18 protein-coding genes and 1 tRNA gene are annotated in these 19,529 nt (G+C 71.7%); 7 read left to right on the top strand and 12 right to left on the bottom strand.

All coding sequences use genetic code 11. From position 1 onward, the window contains the following. Window positions 1-5 precede the first annotated feature (5 nt). Genes galE through EL338_RS01725 form a run of 3 tightly spaced genes read left to right on the top strand, consistent with a single transcriptional unit; the run spans window position 6 to window position 3,174 of the window. The gene (gene galE / locus EL338_RS01735; RefSeq protein WP_126332159.1) at window positions 6-986 is read left to right on the top strand and encodes a UDP-glucose 4-epimerase GalE; all 981 of its coding nucleotides are present in this window, start codon (window positions 6-8) and stop codon (window positions 984-986) included. Continuing rightward, entirely contained in the window at window positions 970-2,763 is a 1,794-nt protein-coding gene (locus EL338_RS01730) for a hypothetical protein (RefSeq protein ID WP_179967152.1), read from the top strand. Before galE ends, EL338_RS01730 begins: the two co-directional genes overlap by 17 nt. A gap of 21 nt (window positions 2,764-2,784) precedes the next feature. Continuing rightward, the gene (locus EL338_RS01725; protein ID WP_126332157.1) at window positions 2,785-3,174 is read left to right on the top strand and encodes a carboxymuconolactone decarboxylase family protein; all 390 of its coding nucleotides are present in this window, start codon (window positions 2,785-2,787) and stop codon (window positions 3,172-3,174) included. Here the strand turns inward: EL338_RS01725 and EL338_RS01720 are convergent. Together EL338_RS01720 and EL338_RS01715 are read right to left on the bottom strand one after the other, a co-directional pair. Then, a tRNA-Thr gene (locus EL338_RS01720) sits at window positions 3,174-3,246 on the bottom strand. The two genes, EL338_RS01725 and EL338_RS01720, sit on opposite strands and share 1 nt — an antisense overlap. A gap of 28 nt (window positions 3,247-3,274) precedes the next feature. After that, window positions 3,275-4,489 (bottom strand): DNA polymerase III subunit delta', encoded by a 1,215-nt coding sequence (locus tag EL338_RS01715; protein ID WP_126332156.1) that lies wholly within the window; start codon window positions 4,487-4,489, stop codon window positions 3,275-3,277. Window positions 4,490-4,594: 105 nt separating this feature from the next. On the opposite strand from EL338_RS01715, the gene EL338_RS01710 reads away from it, so the two are divergent. Further along, window positions 4,595-6,193: an adenylate/guanylate cyclase domain-containing protein gene (locus EL338_RS01710; RefSeq protein ID WP_163791974.1), complete on the top strand. Its 1,599-nt coding sequence runs from the start codon at window positions 4,595-4,597 to the stop codon at window positions 6,191-6,193. Window positions 6,194-6,236: 43 nt separating this feature from the next. Here the strand turns inward: EL338_RS01710 and topA are convergent, their stop codons facing one another. The 3 genes from topA to EL338_RS01695 form a co-directional block, all read right to left on the bottom strand. Further along, a complete protein-coding gene (gene topA / locus EL338_RS01705; protein ID WP_126332155.1) occupies window positions 6,237-9,038 on the bottom strand; it encodes a type I DNA topoisomerase in 2,802 nt (933 codons plus the stop codon). A 112-nt stretch (window positions 9,039-9,150) separates the two neighbouring features. Further along, the gene (locus EL338_RS01700) at window positions 9,151-9,741 is read right to left on the bottom strand and encodes a hypothetical protein (protein WP_126332154.1); all 591 of its coding nucleotides are present in this window, start codon (window positions 9,739-9,741) and stop codon (window positions 9,151-9,153) included. Window positions 9,742-9,811: 70 nt separating this feature from the next. Then, on the bottom strand, window positions 9,812-10,015 hold the full coding sequence (locus tag EL338_RS01695) for a cold-shock protein (protein WP_005138711.1): 204 nt from the start codon (window positions 10,013-10,015) through the stop codon (window positions 9,812-9,814). A 217-nt stretch (window positions 10,016-10,232) separates the two neighbouring features. Here EL338_RS01695 and EL338_RS01690 point away from each other — a divergent pair, with 217 nt between their 5' ends. Further along, entirely contained in the window at window positions 10,233-12,557 is a 2,325-nt protein-coding gene (locus tag EL338_RS01690; RefSeq protein WP_435404883.1) for a DNA 3'-5' helicase SftH, read from the top strand. A 189-nt stretch (window positions 12,558-12,746) separates the two neighbouring features. Continuing rightward, the gene (locus EL338_RS01685; RefSeq protein WP_126332152.1) at window positions 12,747-13,382 is read left to right on the top strand and encodes a PAS domain-containing protein; all 636 of its coding nucleotides are present in this window, start codon (window positions 12,747-12,749) and stop codon (window positions 13,380-13,382) included. Here the strand turns inward: EL338_RS01685 and EL338_RS26390 are convergent. The 7 genes from EL338_RS26390 to ssd are packed head-to-tail and all read right to left on the bottom strand — an operon-like array spanning window position 13,379 to window position 17,803. Continuing rightward, complete coding sequence (locus EL338_RS26390; RefSeq protein WP_235666341.1) at window positions 13,379-13,684, bottom strand: Rv3654c family TadE-like protein; 306 nt, start codon at window positions 13,682-13,684, stop codon at window positions 13,379-13,381. The genes EL338_RS01685 and EL338_RS26390 overlap by 4 nt on opposite strands. Window positions 13,685-13,700: 16 nt before the next feature. After that, window positions 13,701-13,970 carry a TadE family type IV pilus minor pilin gene (locus EL338_RS26385; RefSeq protein ID WP_309474034.1) on the bottom strand — a complete coding sequence of 90 codons (270 nt, stop codon included), beginning with the start codon at window positions 13,968-13,970 and terminating at the stop codon, window positions 13,701-13,703. A 53-nt stretch (window positions 13,971-14,023) separates the two neighbouring features. Then, on the bottom strand, window positions 14,024-14,227 hold the full coding sequence (locus EL338_RS01675; RefSeq protein ID WP_126332150.1) for a DUF4244 domain-containing protein: 204 nt from the start codon (window positions 14,225-14,227) through the stop codon (window positions 14,024-14,026). Between the two features lie 45 nt (window positions 14,228-14,272). After that, window positions 14,273-14,848, bottom strand: a complete 576-nt coding sequence (locus EL338_RS01670; protein WP_126332149.1) for a type II secretion system F family protein — start codon at window positions 14,846-14,848, stop codon at window positions 14,273-14,275. After that, window positions 14,845-15,636, bottom strand: coding sequence for a type II secretion system F family protein (locus EL338_RS01665; RefSeq protein ID WP_179967151.1), 792 nt, complete (start codon window positions 15,634-15,636; stop codon window positions 14,845-14,847). The genes EL338_RS01670 and EL338_RS01665 overlap by 4 nt, the downstream gene beginning before the upstream one ends. Beyond that, a complete protein-coding gene (locus EL338_RS01660; RefSeq protein ID WP_126332148.1) occupies window positions 15,633-16,793 on the bottom strand; it encodes a TadA family conjugal transfer-associated ATPase in 1,161 nt (386 codons plus the stop codon). The genes EL338_RS01665 and EL338_RS01660 overlap by 4 nt, the downstream gene beginning before the upstream one ends. Beyond that, a complete protein-coding gene (gene ssd / locus EL338_RS01655) occupies window positions 16,790-17,803 on the bottom strand; it encodes a septum site-determining protein Ssd (protein ID WP_126336619.1) in 1,014 nt (337 codons plus the stop codon). The genes EL338_RS01660 and ssd overlap by 4 nt, the downstream gene beginning before the upstream one ends. 563 nt (window positions 17,804-18,366) lie before the next feature. Here ssd and EL338_RS01650 point away from each other — a divergent pair. Beyond that, the gene (locus EL338_RS01650) at window positions 18,367-19,227 is read left to right on the top strand and encodes an HAD-IB family hydrolase (RefSeq protein ID WP_126332147.1); all 861 of its coding nucleotides are present in this window, start codon (window positions 18,367-18,369) and stop codon (window positions 19,225-19,227) included. Window positions 19,228-19,529: the final 302 nt, after the last annotated feature.

Raw genomic sequence — 19,529 nt, 5'->3', positions numbered from 1 at the left:
CGCTCGTGACCTGGCTTGTGACCGGCGGTGCCGGCTATATCGGCTCACACGTGGTGCGCGCACTGCGCGAGGCCGACGCCGCCGTCGTCGTCATCGACGACCTGTCCACCGGTCTCGTCGGGTTCGTACCCGAGGACGTACCCCTGGTGCGGGCCAACCTGCTCGACGGCGACACCGTGCGCACGACGCTGGACCAGCACGGGGTGCGCGGCGTCATCCACATCGCCGGCTACAAGTACGCCGGGGAGTCGGTGCAGCGCCCGCTGCACACCTACCGGCAGAACGTGTCGGCGATGGTCACCCTGCTCGACGCCGTGACCGAGGCCGGCATCGACAAGTTCGTGTTCTCCTCGAGCGCCGCCACCTACGGCACCCCCGACACCGACCTGGTCGACGAGACCACGCCGACCGCGCCGGAATCCCCGTACGGCGAGAGCAAGCTGATCGGCGAATGGCTGCTGCGCGACACCGCCGTCGCGGCCCCCGGCTTCCGGCACACCAGCCTGCGCTACTTCAACGTCGTCGGGTCCGGGCGCGACGAACTGTTCGACGTCAGCCCGTTCAACCTGTTCCCCAAGGTGTTCGACATGCTGCACCGCGGTCAGACCCCGCGGATCAACGGCGCGGACTATCCCACCCCGGACGGCACCTGCGTACGCGACTACGTGCACGTCACCGACCTGGCCGCCGCCCACGTCGCGGCCGCCCGAGCACTCGACGACGGCGTGGCGCTGGCGCCGGTGTACAACCTGGGCAGCGGGGACGGCACCTCGGTGCGGGAGATCATGACGGCCATCCGCGAGGTCACCGGCATCGACTTCGAGCCCGAGGTCGCCGAGCGCCGCCCCGGCGACCCGGCCCGCATCGTCGCGGCCGGCGAGTTGGCCGCGCGCGATCTGGATTGGCGGATGCGCCATTCGCTGACCGACATGGTGGCCTCCGCGTGGGCGGCCCGCCAACACGCCGGAGATGCGTATCCGGGCTAGGGCTGTGCGACCCCGCGTCGCCGTGATCGCGGCCGCCCTGATCGGGGTGGCGCTGGCGGTCCGCGCGGTGCTGGCGTTCGGCGGCTACTTCTACTGGGACGACCTGATCCTGGTGGGCCGGGCCGGAACCCAGCACCTGCTGTCGCCGGGCTATCTGTTCGACGACCACGACGGGCACGTGATGCCCGGCGGTTTCCTGCTGGGCGGGTTGATCACCCGGCTGGCGCCGCTGCACTGGTTCTGGCCGGCGCTGTCGCTGGTGGTGTTGCAGCTGCTGGCGTCGCTGGCGCTGCTGCGCGCGCTGAAGGTGATCCTGGGCTGGCGCCCCGTGCTGCTGATCCCCCTGACCTTCGCGCTGTTCACCCCGCTGGCCGTGCCCGGGTACGCCTGGTGGGCGGCGGGCCTGAACTCACTGCCGATGCTGGCCGCGCTGGCCTGGGTGTGCGCGGACGCAATCCTGCTGCTGCGCACCGGAAATCAGCGCTACGCGGTCACCGGGACGCTGGTGTTCCTCGGCGGTCTGCTGTTCTTCGAGAAGGCCGCGGTCATCCCGTTCGTGGCGTTCGCCGTCGCGGTCCTGCTGGCCCACGTCCACGGCGAGCACCGGCCGATCCGCACCGTGTGGCGCGGCGGGATCCGGCTGTGGTCGGCGGCGCTGGCGTTGACCGCGGCCTGGATCGGGCTGTACCTGGTGGTCGTCGATCAGCAGCGGTGGAGTTCGGATCTGGGCATGACCTGGGATCTGTTGCGCCGCTCGTTCACCCACGGCATCGTGCCGGGCCTGGTGGGCGGGCCGTGGGAGTGGCAGCGCTGGGCCCCGGCCTCCCCCTGGGGGGTACCGCCGACGACGGTGATGGTGCTGGGCTGGGTGGCACTGGCGGCCGTGGTGGCGCTGACGCTGGTGCGCAAGCAGCGGATCGGCCCGGTGTGGGCGCTGGCGCTGGGCTACGCGGTGGCCTGCCAGATCCCGATCTACCTGATGCGCTCGTCGCGGTTCACCGCGCTGGAATTGGCGCAGACGCTGCGCTACCTGCCCGATTTGGTGGTGGTGTTGGCGCTGCTGGCCGCCGTCGGACTGTGCGCGCCGAACCGGGCGCGCTCGAGGTGGCTGGACGCCTCGGCGGCCCGCACCGCGGTCACCGTCGCGGCCGCGGCCCTGTTCCTGGTCAGCAGCCTGTATTCGACCGCGACGTTCCTGGTCAGCTGGCGCGACAACCCGACCAAGTCCTACCTGCAGACCGCTACCGCGAGTCTGGCTGCCGCGCAGTCGGACTCGGACGCCCCGCTGCTGGACCAGGAAGTCGACCCGATGATCCTGCAGCGGGTCGCCTGGCCGGAGAACCTGGCCAGTCACATGTTCGCCCTGCTGCCGCAACGCCCCGAATTCGAGTCCTCGACAACGGATCTGCGGATGCTGGACTCCAGCGGTCGGCTGGTGGACGCCAACGTCACCTGGGTGCGCACGATCCTGCCGGGGCCCACCCCGAACTGCGGCTACCTGACCCAGCCCGATCAGCCCGTGCGGATGCCGCTGGACGGTCCGCTGCTGCCCGCGGAGTGGACCGCCGAGATCAACTACCTGGCCAACAGCGACGGGGCGATGACGCTGACGCTCGACGAGGGCACCGAGGTGCGGGTGCCGGTCCGACCCGGGCTGAACCGGGTCTACGTCCGCCTGTCCGGTGCCGGCGGCGGGATCGTCGCGCAGGCGCAGACCGCGGCGCTGTCGGTGTGCCTGGCCTCCGGCCCGTTGGGCCACCTCGCGCCGGCCCGGTGAGGCTGTGTCAGAGTATTTCGTATGACTAACTTGCGCGACGACGGCCTCAACGTGTTCCGCGAGATGCTGCCCGGTGTCCTGCCCGACTCCCTGCCGAACGAGAAGGTCAGCTTCGGCACCGGGTTCGCCGCGGAGCTGATGGAGATCGGCATCGAGGGCATCTTCGGCCGGCTGTGGTCCCGCGAGGGACTGTCCCGCCGCGACCGCAGTCTGGTGACGCTGGGCATCCTGATCGCGCTCGGCGCCGAACTGGAGATGGAGTCGCACTTCCGGATCGCGCTGCAGAACGGCCTGACCGAGGACGAACTCGCCGAGATCATCTACCACGCCTCCGGCTACGCCGGGTTCCCCGCCGCCAACACGGCCAAGGACGCCGCGCTCAAGGCGCTGAGCAAGGACATCCAGCTTTGAGCCACCTAGGAGAATCGAACTCCTGACCTATTCATTACGAGTGAATCGCTCTACCGACTGAGCTAAGGTGGCGTGCCCGGCGAACCGGGCGCAGCAGAGTCTACAGGTCGCTGCGCAGGGCCTGCCCCACGGAGGCCACCATCGCGTCCACCGCGAACCTCGGCTTCACGTTGACCGCCAGCGCCTCCCGGCACTGCAGCACCGCCTCGATGCAGCGCAGCAGCCGATCCGGGGGGGCGTGGGCGGCCATCGCGGCCACCCGCTCGGCCATGTCGGGGTGATTGGGGGTGACCGCGCCGCTGCCCGTCGCGACCAACAGCGCGTCGCGAAAGTAGCTCGCCAGGTCGATCAGCGCGCGGTCCAGCGCGTCGCGGGAGGCCCGGGTCTGCCGCGACTTCTGCCGCTTCTCCAGGTCCTTGATGGCCCCGGCCGCCCCGCGCATGGTGCCCGCGGTGCCCTTGCCGGTGCCGCCGGCGCCCAGCGCGGTGCGCAGTTCCTCGGTCTCGGCGTCGTTGCGGCCCTCGGTGAGCGCCTTGGCCTCGGCCTCGGCGGCGGCCACCAGTTCCTCGGCCGCGGCATAGGCCCGCGACGGGGTGGCGGCATCCCGCGCCAGCCCCAGCGCCCGCTTGCGCCGGTCGCGCGCCTCCGGGTCGGTGGCCAGCCGACGGGCGCGACCCACGTGCCCGCCGCTGACCGAGGCGGCCCAGCGGGCCTCCTCGGGCGCCAGGCCGTCGGAGTCGATCAGGACCTGGGCGATGGCGTCGGTGCCGGGGGTCACCAGCGCGATGTGCCGGCAGCGCGAGCGCAGCGTGATCGCGATGTCCTCCGGGTCCACCGACGGCGCGCACAGCAGGAACACCGTCGACGGCGGCGGCTCCTCGACGACCTTCAGCAGCGCGTTGGCCGCGCCCTCGGTCAGCCGGTCGGCGTCCTCGATCACCACGATCTGCCAACGCGCGGTGCTCGGCCGCCGGGATGCGATCTGCACGATGGAGCGCATCTCGTTGACGCCGATCGACAGGCCCTCGGGGATGACGCGGCGGACGTCGGCGTGGGTGCCGGCCATCGCCGTCGTGCAGTCCCGGCACTCCCCGCAGCCGGGCACGCCGTCGGAGGTGCATTGCAGCGCGGCCGCGAAACACAGCGCCGCCACCGACCGGCCCGAGCCCGGCGGACCGGTGAACAACCAGGCGTGTGTCATGCTTCCGCCGCTGTTCGGGCTGTGAATCGCATCACCCCGGGCCGTTTGTGCGGCCGCGACGAGTTCGGCCTCCACCGTCTGTTGGCCCACCAAGCGCGCGAAAACCCCTGACATCAACGGCAAGACTAGTGCTCACCGGCGACATCGCGGCGCGGGGCACCGCCGAATGCCCGGCCCTAACGGTTCGGATTGGTCGCTCTTGACCGATACGGTGAACGGGTGACCGATGGGGAGGTACCGCGAGGACGAATCAGCGCATTCGTCCGCTGGGTCGTGCGTACGCCCTGGCCGGTGTTCACCCTCGGGATGGTGCAGGCCGACATCATCGGCGCCCTGTTCGTCCTGAGCTTCCTGCGCTTCGGTCTGCCACCCCAGGATCGCGTCCAGCTGCAGGATCTGCCGCGGCTGAACCTGTCCATCTTCGTGGTCTACCTGTTGATCTCGTTCGCCATCGGCGCCTACGTCAGCCTGCGGCTGCTGGTGCCGGTGTTCCGCTGGCAGCGCCGCGAGGGCCTGCTGTCGGATTCCGACCCGGCGGCCACCGACCTGGCGCGCACCCGCGCGCTGCGGATGCCGATCTACCGCACCGCGATCAGCCTGACCAACTGGTGCCTGGGCGGCATCGTGTTCATCGCGGCCAGCTGGCCCGTGGCCGGGCATTCGGCGCCGGTGCTGGCCGTGGCCACCGGGCTGGGCGCCACCGCGACCGCCATCATCGGTTATCTGCAGTCGGAGCGCACGCTGCGGCCGGTGGCCGTGGCGGCGCTGCGCAGCGGGGCGCCGGAAAACTTCCGCGCCCCTGGGGTGATGCTGCGGCTGGTGCTGACGTGGGCGCTGGGCACCGGGGTGCCGCTGCTGGCGATCGTGCTGTCCATCGTCGCGAGCAAGTTCGCCATCCTGCAGACCTCCGCCGACCAGCTGTTCACGCCGATCCTGTTGATGGCGCTCGCCGCGCTGGTCATCGGGCTGGCCGGCACCGTGCTGGCGGCCATGTCGATCGCCGACCCGCTGCGCCAGCTGCGCTGGGCGCTCGGCGAGGTCCAGCGCGGCAACTACAACGCGCACATGCAGATCTACGACGCCAGCGAACTCGGCCTGCTGCAGGCCGGCTTCAACGACATGGTCCGCGACCTGTCCGAGCGGCAGCGGCTGCGCGACCTGTTCGGCCGCTACGTCGGCGAGGACGTCGCGCGGCGTGCCCTGGAGCGCGGCACCGAGCTGGGCGGCCAGGAACGCGACGTGGCGGTGCTGTTCGTCGACCTGGTGGGTTCGACGCAGCTGGCCTCCACGCGGCCGCCGGCCGAGGTGGTGAACCTGCTCAACGAGTTCTTCCGGGTGGTGGTGGAAACCGTTGCCCGGCACGGCGGTTTCGTCAACAAGTTCCAGGGCGACGCGGCGCTGTGCATCTTCGGTGCGCCCATCGAGCACCCCGACTCCTACGGCGCCGCGCTGGCCGCGGCCCGCGATCTGCACGACGAGCTGCTGCCGGTCCTCGGCAGCGCCGAGTTCGGCATCGGGGTCTCCGCCGGCCGCGCGATCGCCGGGCACATCGGCGCGCGGGCCCGCTTCGAATACACCGTGATCGGCGACCCGGTCAACGAGGCCGCGCGCCTGACCGAACTCGCCAAGCTCGAGGAGGGCCGGGTGCTGGCGTCATCGCAGGCGGTCAGCGGGGCGCTGGACGCCGAGGCGCTGTGCTGGGACGTCGGCGAGGTGGTGGAACTGCGCGGCCGCGTCGCCCCCACCCAACTGGCCCGGCCCGTCAAGCTCGCCGCGCTCAGCGAGATCCCGGACGTGTCCGCGTCCGAGTCCAGCTGAGTCCGAGTCCAGCTGAGTCCGCATCGAGCCTGCGGCGGCGGTCTCAGGCCTTCTTGGCGGTGCGCTTGGCGGCCTTCTTGGCCGGCGCCTTCTTGGTGGTCTTGCGGGCCGCCTTCTTCGCCGGTCCCCGCGCGCGGCGGTCGGCCAGCAACTCCGAGGCGCGCTCGTCGGTCACCGACATCACCTCGTCGCCCTTGCGCAGGCTGGCGTTGGTCTCACCGTCGGTGACGTACGGGCCGAAGCGGCCGTCCTTGATCACCATCGGCTTGCCCGACACCGGGTCGGTGCCCAACTCGCGCAGCGGCGGGGCCGCGGCGGCCTGGCGGCCGCGGCGCTTGGGCTCGGCGTAGATCTTCAGCGCCTCGTCGAGGTCGATGGTGAACATCTGTTCCTCGGTGGCCAGCGAGCGAGAGTCGGTGCCGCGCTTCAAGTACGGACCGTAGCGGCCGTTCTGCGCGGTGATCTCCTCGTTGGAGTTCGGGTCGATGCCGACCACCCGCGGCAGCGACAGCAGCCGCAGCGCGTCCTCGAGGGTGACGGTCTCGAGGTCCATCGTGCGCAGCAGCGAACCGGTGCGCGGCTTGGGGCCGGTCGGCTTCTTGCCCTTCTTGGCCGGGCTGCCGGCGCTGCCGTCGTCGGGGTTCTCCGGCTCCGGCAGCACCTCGGTGACGTACGGGCCGAAGCGGCCGTCCTTGGCGACGATCTCGTGCCCGGTCGCCGGGTCGATGCCCAGCGACCGCCCCTCTTGCGGTGTGGCGAAAGCCTTTTCGGCGAGCTCCAGGGTCAACTCGTCCGGGGTCAGCTCGTCCTTGAGGTTGGCGCGCTGCGGCTTGAGCTCACCCGGATTGTCCGGATCGGCGATCATCCGCTCCAGGTAGGGCCCGTTGCGACCGACCCGGACGTTGACCGCGCGACCTTCGGCGTCGTCGAACAGCTTGATGGAGTTGACCTCTCGGGCATCGATGCCCTCCAGGTTGCCGCCGACCAGCTGCTTAAGGCCGCCATCCCGGGCGACCGAGCCCTCCACACCGTGCTCGCCGCCGAAATAGAAGTTGTTGAGCCAGTTGGTCCGTCGCTCGTTGCCGGCGGCGATCTCGTCGAGTTCGTCCTCCATGGCGGCGGTGAAGTCGTAGTCGACCAGCCGACCGAAATGCTGTTCCAACAAACCGATCACGGCGAACGCCACCCAGGACGGCACCAGCGCGCTGCCCTTCTTGTGGACGTAGCCGCGGTCCTGGATGGTCTTGATGATCGACGAATAGGTCGACGGGCGGCCGATGCCGAGTTCCTCGAGCGCCTTGATCAGCGAGGCCTCGGTGTAGCGGGCCGGCGGGTTGGTGGAGTGCCCGTCGGGGGTCAGCTTCTGCGCCTGGACCTGCTGGCCCTGCTTGAGATTCGGCAGGCGCCGCTCGGCGTCGTCGGCCTCACCGCCGGCGAGTTCGTCGACCGTCTCGACGTAGGCCTTCAGGAAGCCGGGGAAGGTGATGGTGCGGCCGCTGGCCGAGAAGGTCACGGTGCGGGTGCCCTCGGCGCCGGCGGCCTCGCCGGTGATCCGCAGGCTCAGCGTGGTGCCGCGGGCGTCGGCCATCTGCGAGGCCACGGTGCGCTGCCAGATCAGCTCGTAGAGCCGGAACTCGTCGGATTCGAGCTCGCGACGCACCGCGTCGGGGGTGGCGAAGGTGTCACCCGCGGGCCGGATCGCCTCGTGGGCTTCCTGGGCGTTCTTGACCTTGCGGGTGTACTGGCGGGCCGTCGGATAGACGTACTCCTCGCCGTAGAGCTGCCGGGCCTGGTTGCGCGCAGCATCGATGGCGCTGGCCGACAGCGTCGTCGAGTCGGTACGCATGTAGGTGATGTAACCGTTTTCGTAGAGCCGCTGGGCGATGCTCATGGTGCGCTCGGAGGAGAACCGCAGCTTGCGACCCGCTTCCTGCTGCAGCGTCGAGGTCATGAACGGCGGGTACGGCCGACGGGTGTAGGGCTTCTCCTCGACCGAGGACACCGACAGCTGGGCGCCGGACAGCCCGTTGACCAGGGCACCGGTGGCGGCCTCGTCGAGCACCACCACCTCGGTGGGCTTCTTGACCGCGCCCACCGAGTCGAAGTCCCGGCCGGTGGCCACGCGCAGGCCGTCGACGTTGACCAGCCGGGCGTTGAACACCGGCGGGTGGGCGTTCGGATCGGACACGCTGGCGTCGAGTTCGGCCACGATGTCCCAGTACTCGGCGCTGCGGAACGCCATCCGCTCGCGTTCGCGCTGCACGATGATCCGCGTCGCGACCGACTGCACCCGGCCGGCGCTGAGCTTCGGCGCGACCTTCTTCCACAGCACGGGCGAGACCTCGTAGCCGTAGAGCCGGTCCAGGATGCGCCGGGTCTCCTGCGCGTCGACCAGATCGATGTCCAGTTCGCGCGGACTCTCGGCGGCGGCACGGATGGCGGGCTCGGTGATCTCGTGGAACACCATCCGCTTGACCGGGATGCGGGGCTTGAGCGTCTCGAGCAGGTGCCAGGCGATGGCCTCACCCTCGCGGTCACCGTCCGTCGCCAGGTAGAGCTCGTCGACGTCCTTGAGCAGGCCCTTGAGCTCGGTGACCGTGGCCTTCTTGTCGGGGCTGACGATGTAGAGCGGCTCGAAGTCGGCGTCCACGTTGACCCCGAGGCGGGCCCAGGGCTCGGACTTGTACTTGGCGGGTACGTCCGCGGCGGCCCGCGGCAGGTCACGGATGTGGCCGCGCGAGGACTCGACAATGTAGTTCGAGCCGAGATAGCTCGCGATTTTGCGCGCCTTGGTGGGCGACTCGACTATGACGAGTCGCCGGACGCTTCCATTGCCGTCAGCCAACTGCGGTTACGCTCCACTTCTTCATCGCATCGCAGGGCGCGATGCCTGCGAGCAACTGCCAATTTTGCATTGTGCACGCACCGAAGCAAACTGACCGGCCTCCGTTGGCGCGTCAGACCCGGGGCCATTGGGCCTGCGCCTCGGGGTCCTCGGGGGGCTCTCCCACGTTCTCTACCAGCCGCGACAGCCGTCTACGGCCGTTGATCCGCAGCGCGGGATGGCTCCCGCGGGTGCCGATCAGCGTCGGCGCGATTCCGATCCGCATCAGGGCCGAGGCCAGCGGGGAATGCGTATCCGGGGCGTGCAGGTCCAGACCCAGCAGGTAGCGGTCGCCGTCGGCGTAACCGGCCGCCAGGGTCCAGGCGCGCAGCTCACGCGGGCCGGGCACCCACTGGGCCGGCACCGTCTTGACCGCGCCCCGGGTCCAGGCCCGGGCCAGCGGCACCAGCCGCAGGTCGACGGCGGTCCGCACCAGGGGGGTGTCCTCGTCAGTGCGGGCGACCTCCGGCTCCAGGCCGGCCTCGACGATCATCTCGGCCAGCGCGGTGGCCCGCCAGGGCCGGTCCACCACCACCGACAGTCGGGCCCCGACCACGTCGGGCGAGCCGACCAGGACGATCTGGCCGGCGGTTGCGAGCAGCCCGGTGAGATCGGAGACCGCGGGCGGCACCGATTCCGCAGAGAAGAAGGAGAGCTGACTCACGTGACGACAGTAAGGCAGACAAAACGTCCCGGGCGGTAGGACCGCCCGGGACGTTTATGTCAGAGAATTCTCAGACGGCGCGAACGCCGGTGGCCTGAGGCCCCTTGGGGCTCTGGCCGACCTCGAACTCCACCCGCTGGTTTTCCTCGAGGGTCCGGAAGCCCGAACCCTGAATCTCCGTGTAGTGGACAAATACGTCAGCGGAGCCGTCCTCGGGCGCAATAAAGCCGAAGCCCTTTTCCGCGTTGAACCACTTCACAGTTCCCTGTGGCATCTTTCGATCTTTCCTTACTTTTCCTACCGGGTGCGGTGCACCACCGTTGCAGTGCACCGGGCCCGTTGTGACCGCACATCCTTCGCAGGAACCGCGATCGCAACGTTGATCCTGCGAAAGCTTTGACACCACACAGAAGCTGCGACCACCCACATCCAATCATGATCGGCGGGTTAGCGACAGTCTCGTTGCTACGAACTGGTGAACAATTGCCCCTGTGGAGACGAATTTCGGCAGTGAGCTGCTGTCCGCGGCGCTGGCCGGCACCGACGAGGGCGTCGAGCCTCCGGTTCGTCACGTTGCCGAACTGCCGGCCCGCGGCGGACGGACGGATCGCTGGCCGGACTGGGCCGATGCCGACCTCGTGCGGGCCTTCACCGAGCGCGGCGTGGCCGCGCCCTGGACCCATCAGGTGCGTGCCGCCCAGCACGCCCACGACGGCCGCCACGTGGTGATCAGCACCGGGACGGCCTCGGGCAAGTCGCTGGCCTATCAGCTGCCGGTGCTGACCGCCCTGGCCGCCGACCCGCGGGCGCGCGCACTGTACCTGTCCCCGACCAAGGCCCTGGGCCACGATCAGCTGCGCGCCGCCTACGCCCTGACCGCGGCGGTCCCGGGGCTGGCCGACGTGGCGCCCACCGCCTACGACGGGGACAGCGCGACCGAGGTGCGCCGGTTCGCCCGGGAACGCTCCCGGTGGCTGTTCTCCAACCCGGACATGATCCACCTGTCGCTGCTGCGCAACCACGCGCGCTGGGCGGTGTTCCTGCGCGGGCTGCGCTACATCGTGGTTGACGAATGCCACTACTACCGCGGGGTGTTCGGCTCGAACGTCGCGATGGTGCTGCGCCGGCTGCTGCGCCTGGCCCAGCGCTACGGCGCCGCCGACGCCGCGGGCCCCACGGTGATCTTCGCCAGCGCGACGACCTCCGCCCCGGGCGAGACGGCCGCCGAGCTCATCGGCCAGACCGTCGCGGAGGTCACCGAGGACGCCTCACCCCAGGGCGCGCGCACGGTCGCGCTGTGGGAGCCGCCGCTGCGCACCGACGTCACCGGGGAGCACGGGGCCCCGGTGCGACGGGCGGCCGGCAGCGAGGCGGCCCGGGTGATGGCCGACCTGATGGCCGAGGGGGCGCGCACGCTGACGTTCGTGCGCTCGCGCCGCGGCGCCGAACTGACCGCGCTGGGCGCCCGCACCCGGCTGGCGGACATCGCGCCGCCGCTCCTCGACAAGGTCGCCTCGTACCGGGCCGGTTATCTGGCCGAGGACCGCCGCGAACTCGAGGCCGCCCTGGCCGACGGCCGACTGCTGGGCCTGGCCACCACCAACGCCCTGGAACTCGGCGTGGACATCGCCGGGCTCGACGCGGTGGTGCTGGCCGGCTTCCCGGGTACCGTGACGTCGTTCTGGCAGCAGGCCGGGCGCTCGGGCCGGCGCGGTCAGAGCGCGCTGGTGGTGCTGATCGCGCGCGACGATCCGCTGGACACCTACCTGGTCCATCATCCCGAGGCGCTGCTGGACAAGCCGATCGAGCGGGTGGTCATCGATCCCACCAACCCGTACGTGCTCGGCCCCCAATTGCTCTGCGCGGCCACCGAATTGCCGCTCGAGGACACCGAGGTGCGCGAGTGGAGCGCGGAGTCGGTGGCCGCCGAACTGGTCGACGACGGGCTGCTGCGCCGCCGCGGCGGGCGGTACTTCCCAGCGCCGGGCGTGGACCCGCATCAGGCGGTGGACATCCGCGGATCCATCGGCGGGCAGGTGTCGATCGTGGAGAGCGACACCGGGCGCCTGCTCGGTGGCGTGGGCGCCGGCCAGGCCCCCGCGCAGGTGCATCCCGGCGCGGTGTACCTGCACCAGGGCGAGACCTACCTGGTCGATTCCCTGCAACTCGACGACGGCCTGGCGTTCGTGCACGCCGAGGATCCGGGCTACACCACGTTCTCCCGCGAGCTGACCGACATCGCGGTGACCGGCCCCGGCGAGCGGGTCGAGCTGGGCGGGGTCACCCTCGGGTTCGTCCCGGTGGCGGTGTCGCACACCGTGGTGGGCTACCTGCGGCGAACCATGACCGGGGAGGTTTTGGACTTCGTCGAGCTGGAGATGCCGACCCAGACGCTGTCCACCAAGGCCGTGATGTATTCGGCGACGCCGGAGTTGTTGATCGCCAACGGTGTCGACCCGCTGCGCATACCGGGGTCGCTGCACGCCGCCGAGCACGCCGCCATCGGGTTGCTGCCGCTGGTGGCCAGCTGCGACCGCGGCGACATCGGCGGGATCTCGATGGCCGTCGGCCCGGAGAACGGCCTGCCGACGGTGTTCGTCTACGACGGGCACCCCGGCGGCGCCGGCTTCGCCGAACGCGGTTACCGGCGCGCGGCCCAGTGGCTGGGCGCGACGGCCGAGGCGATCCAGGCGTGCGAATGCCCGCACGGCTGTCCGTCGTGTGTGCAGTCGCCGAAATGCGGCAACGGGAACGATCCGCTGGACAAGGCCGGGGCGGTCGCGGTGCTGCGCACGGTACTGGCCGAACTGGGCTGACGACCGACCCCTCGTACGGTCGACCTCCCAGGGGGCCGGGCAAGCCGGAAAATACCCCCGGATTCCCGCCGCGCGCAACCGGATTGAGCGCAACGGGCAAACCGCTCCACCTGACAGGTGCCCACCCGACCGGGGCTTTCGCGCCGCCCAGCAAACACCCGTTTGGCGGGGGTAATAGAATCGGCACTCATGAGCCGCGACTGGCTGCTGCTGGAGACCCTCGGCGGGGAGCCCGTCGTCGTCGCGGACGGAGCGCGGTCGCAGAAGTTGGTGCCCGTCAGCACGTTCCTGCGCCGCAGCCCGCACCTGTCGGCGATCCAGACCGCCGTCGCCGAGACCGTCAACACCGCGACCAGCCTGGTCAGCATCACCCCGAAGGGCAATCGGGTGATCCGGACCGAACCCGTGCGGATGACCGACGGCACCGTGCACGGGGTGCACGTGTGGGTCGGCGCCGCGGCCGCCGAACCCCCCGCCCGCGTCATGCCGGGCCCGCTGCTGTGGAACCTGACCACCGGCATCGCCACCGATACTCCACAGTCACTCCGCAACAGCGGGCTAAATCCCGATACCGGGGTCGCCGCCAACCGGGCGTTCACCGACGACATCACGGCCCGCAACATGAGCAGCCGGGAGAGCGAGGTGCTCGCCAGGGCCGCCGAGGCCGAACCGGGCACCACCTACTGCGCCACCTGGAAGGTCGACGACTGGCGGGGCGAGCCGATCGCCGTCGGTTTCGTCACCCGGGTGGGCCTGGAACCGGCCGGCGGCGGCCGCGAGCACGTGATCGCCCGCGCCATGAACTGGCGCAGCCAGTCGGGTTAGACCGGACCGGCCCGCGCCGCCGCGCGCGCCTGGCCGCCGCCCAGTCCGACCCCGACGCTGACCTCGATGGTGATGTCCAGATCGGTCACGGCGCACTCGGTGATGACCGACCCCATCGTCGCGGCCAGCTCCCGGGCCTGCTCGCAGGCCGCGGCGGGGCCGGCGGGCACCGCGGCCGCCGCGGCCAGCGCCGCCAGATCGGCCGCCGCCTGGGCGCGGTGCCGGGCCAGCACGGCCGCCCCCACGCGGCCGACCGCCAGCGTCACGGTCAACAGCGCGACCACCATCAGCGCCGCCAGCACGCTGGCCGAGCCCCTGTCAGCGCGCGGGTTCGACGGCGGCGACGGCCCGGGCGCTGATCGGGACGACCGGCAGCAGCGACGCCGCGGTGACGGTCGCGACGACGAAGCCGCCCTCGCTGTGCAGCCGCAGCTGCGCTCCGGCCGGGCCGACGGCCCGCACGGCCTCGGCGGCCGCGGCCGGATCGCCGCGGGCCGCCAACCGCGCGGCCTCGCGGGCGGCATCGGCGCAGCGCACCCCGGCGAGGATGGCACCGAGGCCCGCCACGCATACCAGCACGACGGCCACCAGCGACGCGATGGCCAGCGCGGTCTCGACGGTGCCGACGCCCGCATCGCCGCTCAGGTACCGGTGTTCAGCGCGCGGTTGATGATGTTGGTCAGCGCGCCAACGATGGAGTCGCCGGTCACGACGCTGTAGAGGATCGCGCCGAAGGCCGCGGCGGCCACGGTGCCGATGGCGTATTCGACGGTGGACATCCCCGCCTCGTCGACCACCAGCATCGTCAGCCGCGCGCGTGTTGTCCGTAACACCTTGTCCAGCATCGGTTTTCCCTTCGGTTGATTTCACGGTTGATTTCACGGGTGGTCTCACAGCAGTCCCGAACCCAGCACCTCGCCGGCCAGGCCGACCACCACCGGCACGACGCCCAGGCACACGAACGCCGGCAGGAAGCACAGCCCCAGCGGTCCGGCGATCACCACCGCGGCGCGCTCGGCGGTCGCCTCGGCCCGGTGGACCGCGGCCTGCCGGGACTGCTCGGCCAGTTCGGCGACCCCGCTTGCCAGCGCCGCACCCGAGGCCGCCGACCGGCGCGCCAACCGCAGCAGGGCGACGCAGTGTTCGTCGGTGACCTCGTCGGGTCGGGCCGCCCAGGCGGTGGCCGGATCCGCGCCCAGCGCAAGCAGATCCGCGGCCCGGCGCAGCGGCATCGCGAGCTCCGGCGGCGCCGAGGTCGCGGTGGCCCGCGCGGCCGCCGCGACCGACATGCCCGCGGCCAGGCACACCGAGAGCACGTCGAGGCTCGCCGCCACGGCCAGCGGGTCGTCTGCGTCGAGCGGTTCGGGTGCAGCGGGGGCGGACCGTCCGCCGATCCGCCAACGGCCCGCCGCCGCAGCGGGATTCACCAGCAGCGCCGCCGCCAGGGCCAGCGCGGCCGCGGTCACGCGGCGGCCTGCCCGGTGATGCGGTCGGCCCACAGCAGCCCGGTGCACACCAGCAGGACACCGAGGACCAGCAGCACCCCGCCGAGGCCGCCGGCAGTCAGGAACACCAGCGGCGCGGCGCCCATCGCCTGACCGAGCAGGATCCCGACGGCCGGCAGGCCGGCGAGGATCGCGGCGGTGGCCCGCGCACCGGCCATCCCGGCGTCGACCCGAGCGTGGAACCGTTGGCGCTCGACGATGTCGCGCTGGGCGGCGCGCATCAGCGCCGCGACCGCCAGCCCGTGGTCCGCGGCGAGCTGCCAGAACACCGCCAGTCGGTGCCAGTCCTGCGGCTGCCCGGAATGCGCCGCGGCGGAGCGCAATCCCGCGGCCACGTCGGCACCGAGCCGCGCCCGCGCGGCGACCCGCCGGAACCCCTCCCCGACCTGCCCGGCGGCCTCGTTGGCCACCGCGGCGAAGCCGCGGACCGGGTGGTTGCCGACGCGCAGTTCGGCGGTCAGCATCTCCAGCGCGTCGGCCATGGCGGCCCGGTCGCGCAGGCCGCGCTGCTGCGCGGCGCGGCGTCGCCGGCGGGCCACCAGCGTGGCGCCCAACAGGAGGATCGCGGCCGCCACGAACGGCCCGCACAGCGCCCAGCCCAGCAGCGCCGCGACGCCCAGGCCTGCGGGGCCGGCCGAGCGCAGGACCGGGGTGCGCGCGGTCCGCGGGGACAATCGTCGGCGCGGGGAGTCGGGGACCAGCAGCAGCGCGGCGGCCAGGATCAGCGCCGCCGGCGCGGTCCCGGTCACCGGACGCCCCTCGCGGCCAGCAGAGCCTGGAATTTCGCTCTGCCGCAGCCAAATCCGGTGTCCGCGTGCCAGACGGTGACCGGCTCGCAGTGCGCCTGGGTGCCCGCGCGGTGCAGCAGCGCGACCTCAGCGAGGCAACGACGGCCGCCGGCCCGGTCGACGTGCAGCAGCACCTGCACGGCCGCGGCGAGTTGGCTGTGCAGCGCGGCGCGGTCGAGCCCGCCGGTGGCGGCGAGGGCCTCCAGCCGGGCCGGCACCTCCGCGGTGCTGTTGGCGTGCACGGTGCCGGCGCCGCCGTCGTGGCCGGTGTTGAGGGCGGCCAGCAGATCGACGACCTCCGCGCCGCGGACCTCGCCCACCACGATGCGGTCCGGGCGCATCCGCAGGGCCTGACGCACCAGCTGCCGCAGCGTGATCTCGCCCGTCCCCTCGACGTTGGCGCCGCGCGCCACCAGTCGCACGACATGGGGGTGGGCGGGCCGCAGTTCGGCGGCGTCCTCGACGCACACGATGCGCTCGGCCTCCTCGACCGCGCCCAGCAGCGCGGCCAACAGGGTGGTCTTGCCGGCGCCGGTGCCGCCCGAGACCAGGTAGGCCAGTCGCGCGGCGACGACGTCGCGCAGCAGCTGTTCGGCCTGCGGTTCGACGGCACCGAGGCGCACCAGGCCGGCCAGGGTCTGGGTGGCCGGGCGCAGCACCCGCAGCGAGATGCAGGTGCCGGCGGCGGCCACCGGCGGCAGGACCGCGTGCAGGCGCACCGCGACGCCGCCCAGGCCCGGCAGCACCGCGTCGACCCAGGGTTGCGCGTCGTCGAGGCGGCGCCCGGCGGCCAGCGCCAACCGCTGCGCCAGCCTCCGCACCGCGCCCTCGTCGGGGAACCGGACGGTGCTGCGCCGCAGCCCTTTTCCGGTATCGCTCCACACCGAGTCGGGCGCCACCACCAGCACGTCGGTGACATCCGGCGCGCGCAGCAGCGGCTCCAGCGGCCCGGCCCCGGTCAGCTCGGTCTGCAGGACCCGCAGGTTGGTCAGCACCTCGGTGTCGCCGAGGATCCCGCCGGACTCGGCGCGGATGGCCTCGGCGACCAGGCTGGGCCGCAGCGGCCCGGTTTCGGCGGCCAGGCGTTCCCGGACCCGGTCGACCAGCGAGGAACTCATGCCGCGGCCGCCGTCCGGCGGCCGGGCCGGCGCCCGAGGGTCTGCAGCACCGCGGTGGCGGCGGTCGCCAGCGGCGAGCGGGCGCGCAGCCGCAGGCCGCCGCGTTCGAGCCGTTCGCCGATCATCGGTTCGGGTCGCATGGCCGCCAGCAGCGGCAGGCCCACGACGTCGGCGACATCGGCGGCGCGCAGCCCACCCGGGGCCGGACCGCGCACGACCAGCCCGACGTTGGGATTGACCGCGCTCAGCGTCGGCGCGATCGTCGCGGCCGCCGCGCAGGAGCGGACGTCGCCGGGGCAGATCAGGGTCACCAGATCGGCAAGTTCCAGGGCGGCTACCGCCGCGTCCGTCAGGCGGCGCGGCACGTCGCAGACCACGAACCCGCCGCGCCGGGCCGATTCGATGATGGCTTCGGCTGCGCCACAATCGATTTCGACACCGCTGCGTCCGGCCGAGAGCACCGCGACCGGCCCGTGCGCCGGCAGCGCCGCGCGCACCTCGGCCCAGTTGAGCCGGCCGCTCTTGACCGCGATGTCGGGCCAGCGCAGCCCCGGTGCGGACTCCGCGCCGAGCAGCAGGTCGATCCCGCCGCCGATCGGGTCCAGGTCGATCAACACCGAATGCGGCGTGCCCAGCGCGAGCGCGGCGGCGAACACCGAGGCCCCGGCGTCGGCGCGCACCCCGTCGAGCGTCTCCGAGACGCACCGGACCAACTCGTCGGCCTGGGCGGGCAGGCTCAGGGCGGCCTGCGCCCCCAACGACATCGCGGCGTGGAAGGCCTCGGCGGTGGGCGCGCCGGCGGCCACGACGAAGACCGCGGCGCGCCGCGGCAGGCCAAGTGCCACGCAGCGCTGCGCCCCGACCTCGTCGACCACCACCACCGTCGCGGCGTTCCAGGCGGTGCGGCCCAAGGTTGCCGACGGCGCCAGCCGGACCACGCCGGTGCCGACGGCCGCGGCGACGCGATCGACTTCCTCGCGCAGCGACGGGTCGGACAGCAGCGCCAACATTGCGCGGTGTTCGGTCACGTATTCACGGTGCGTCGCGGCGGCCGTCGCGGCCAGCACCGGTGCGCGCGGGTGTGGATCGACGCGGGTCTGTGGATGGGCCGGCGGGCAGAGAACTCTTTGCGTAGCGAAGAATCTCCCCGCGCGGCCGAGCGTCCGGACGCGACGGCACCGCGCGGCGTTGGGACGTGCTGCCGCACCAGGATGCGGGCGCACCGCGGGTGCCTGAAAGGCCGGCCACGAGCCGGGTCAGCGAGATGTCCAGCAACCTCAGTTTTGGGGAGCCCGGGCGGACCGGAGAATCGTGCTGGAGATAAAAGACGACCCCCGCCAGGGGGGGAGGAGGCGAGGGTCGTCGTGTATCAGCCCCGGGGGGTCGGGCTGATGCACACCCGGCCATAAGCCGAGTAATACTCACTATACACACGCCCGCGCGGCCCCGCGCAAGTCTGACACGGATTGATTCCGACGCCCCCACTGCAGAATTGCAGTCTGCGACACCTGTCTTGAACTGCCATTTTGAACACTCTTCGAGGCTCTGTCACGCTCCGCCCTATCCTGGCGGGGTGACCGCACCCGTTCCGGATGACGCCGCACCCCGAAGTCCTCGAAATGAGGCGGTGGCCGACGGTCCGCCACGCACCGCCGCCTTTTTCGATCTCGACAAGACCGTGATCGCCAAGTCGAGCACGCTCGCTTTCAGCAAACCCTTCTACGCCCAGGGGCTGCTCAACCGGCGGAGCGTACTGAAGTCCAGCTACGCCCAGTTCGTGTTCCTGATGTCGGGCGCCGACCACGATCAGATGGACCGGATGCGCTCGTACGTGACGAGCATGTGCACCGGCTGGGACGTCGAGCAGGTCAAGTCCGCCGTCGAGGAGACCCTGCACGAGATCGTCACCCCGCTGGTCTTCGCCGAGGCCGCCAACCTCATCACCGACCACAAGCTGTGCGGCCGCGACGTGGTCATCGTCTCGGCCTCCGGCGAGGAGGTGGTCGCGCCGATCGCCCGCGCCCTCGGCGCCACCCACGCCATGGCCACCCGGATGGTGGTCGAGGACGGCAAGTACACCGGCGACATCGCCTTCTACTGCTACGGCGAGGGCAAGGCCGAGGCCGTCCGGGAGCTGGCCGCCCGCGAGGGCTACCTGCTGGAGCACAGCTACGCCTATTCGGATTCGGTCACCGACCTCCCGATGCTGGAGCTGGTGGGCCATCCCGCCGTCGTCAATCCCGATCGCAACCTGCGCAAGGAGGCGACCGCCCGGGACTGGCCGGTGCTGACGTTCTCCAAGCCGGTGTCGCTGCGCGACCGGTTCTCCGCACCGTCGGGCGCCGCGATCGCGACGACGGCGGCGGTCGGCATCACGGCGCTCAGCGCCGGCGCGTTGACCTTCTCCCTGCTCCGCAGATTCGTTTTGCGGTAACGAATTTCGCTTTCCGGATAACGATCTGGGCTCGCCCTCGAGGTCGGTACTTGCTGTGACCAAGATCACGTAGTACAAAGGAGGCACGGAAGCCCGCTAGGCCAAGATCGGCTCGGAGGAGAAGGGCCGAATCTCCCGAAACGGGCGACCCAGCACGGTACCCGGCACCCACGCGGAGCCGAAGCCGCGATAATGGCAGAAGTGTTGCGGGCCTGCGAAATTGCGAAGAGCGGACGGGATCGTAGCCCTTTGGGTGGGGTCACCACCGAAGCGCATCGCAAGTATCGCCGAGGCCAACCCAC

Origin of the sequence: Mycolicibacterium chitae (assembly GCF_900637205.1) — a bacterium.
GTDB classification, from domain to species: domain Bacteria; phylum Actinomycetota; class Actinomycetes; order Mycobacteriales; family Mycobacteriaceae; genus Mycobacterium; species Mycobacterium chitae.
The sequence above is the reverse complement of the archived record's forward strand: the minus strand, read 5'-3'. Positions and strand labels throughout refer to the sequence as shown.

What these genes read in the sequence shown, in the direction of transcription:
- EL338_RS01730 (WP_179967152.1), top strand. Translation starts at nt 970, where the DNA reads ATGCGTATCCGGGCTAGGGCTGTGCGACCCCGCGTCGCCGTGATCGCG.
- EL338_RS01695 (WP_005138711.1), bottom strand. Translation starts at nt 10,015, where the DNA reads ATGCCACAGGGAACTGTGAAGTGGTTCAACGCGGAAAAGGGCTTCGGC.
- EL338_RS01660 (WP_126332148.1), bottom strand. Translation starts at nt 16,793, where the DNA reads ATGAGTTCCTCGCTGGTCGACCGGGTCCGGGAACGCCTGGCCGCCGAA.
- EL338_RS01715 (WP_126332156.1), bottom strand. Translation starts at nt 4,489, where the DNA reads ATGTCAGGGGTTTTCGCGCGCTTGGTGGGCCAACAGACGGTGGAGGCC.
- ssd (WP_126336619.1), bottom strand. Translation starts at nt 17,803, where the DNA reads ATGTTGGCGCTGCTGTCCGACCCGTCGCTGCGCGAGGAAGTCGATCGC.
- EL338_RS01725 (WP_126332157.1), top strand. Translation starts at nt 2,785, where the DNA reads ATGACTAACTTGCGCGACGACGGCCTCAACGTGTTCCGCGAGATGCTG.
- EL338_RS01685 (WP_126332152.1), top strand. Translation starts at nt 12,747, where the DNA reads ATGAGCCGCGACTGGCTGCTGCTGGAGACCCTCGGCGGGGAGCCCGTC.
- EL338_RS01675 (WP_126332150.1), bottom strand. Translation starts at nt 14,227, where the DNA reads ATGCTGGACAAGGTGTTACGGACAACACGCGCGCGGCTGACGATGCTG.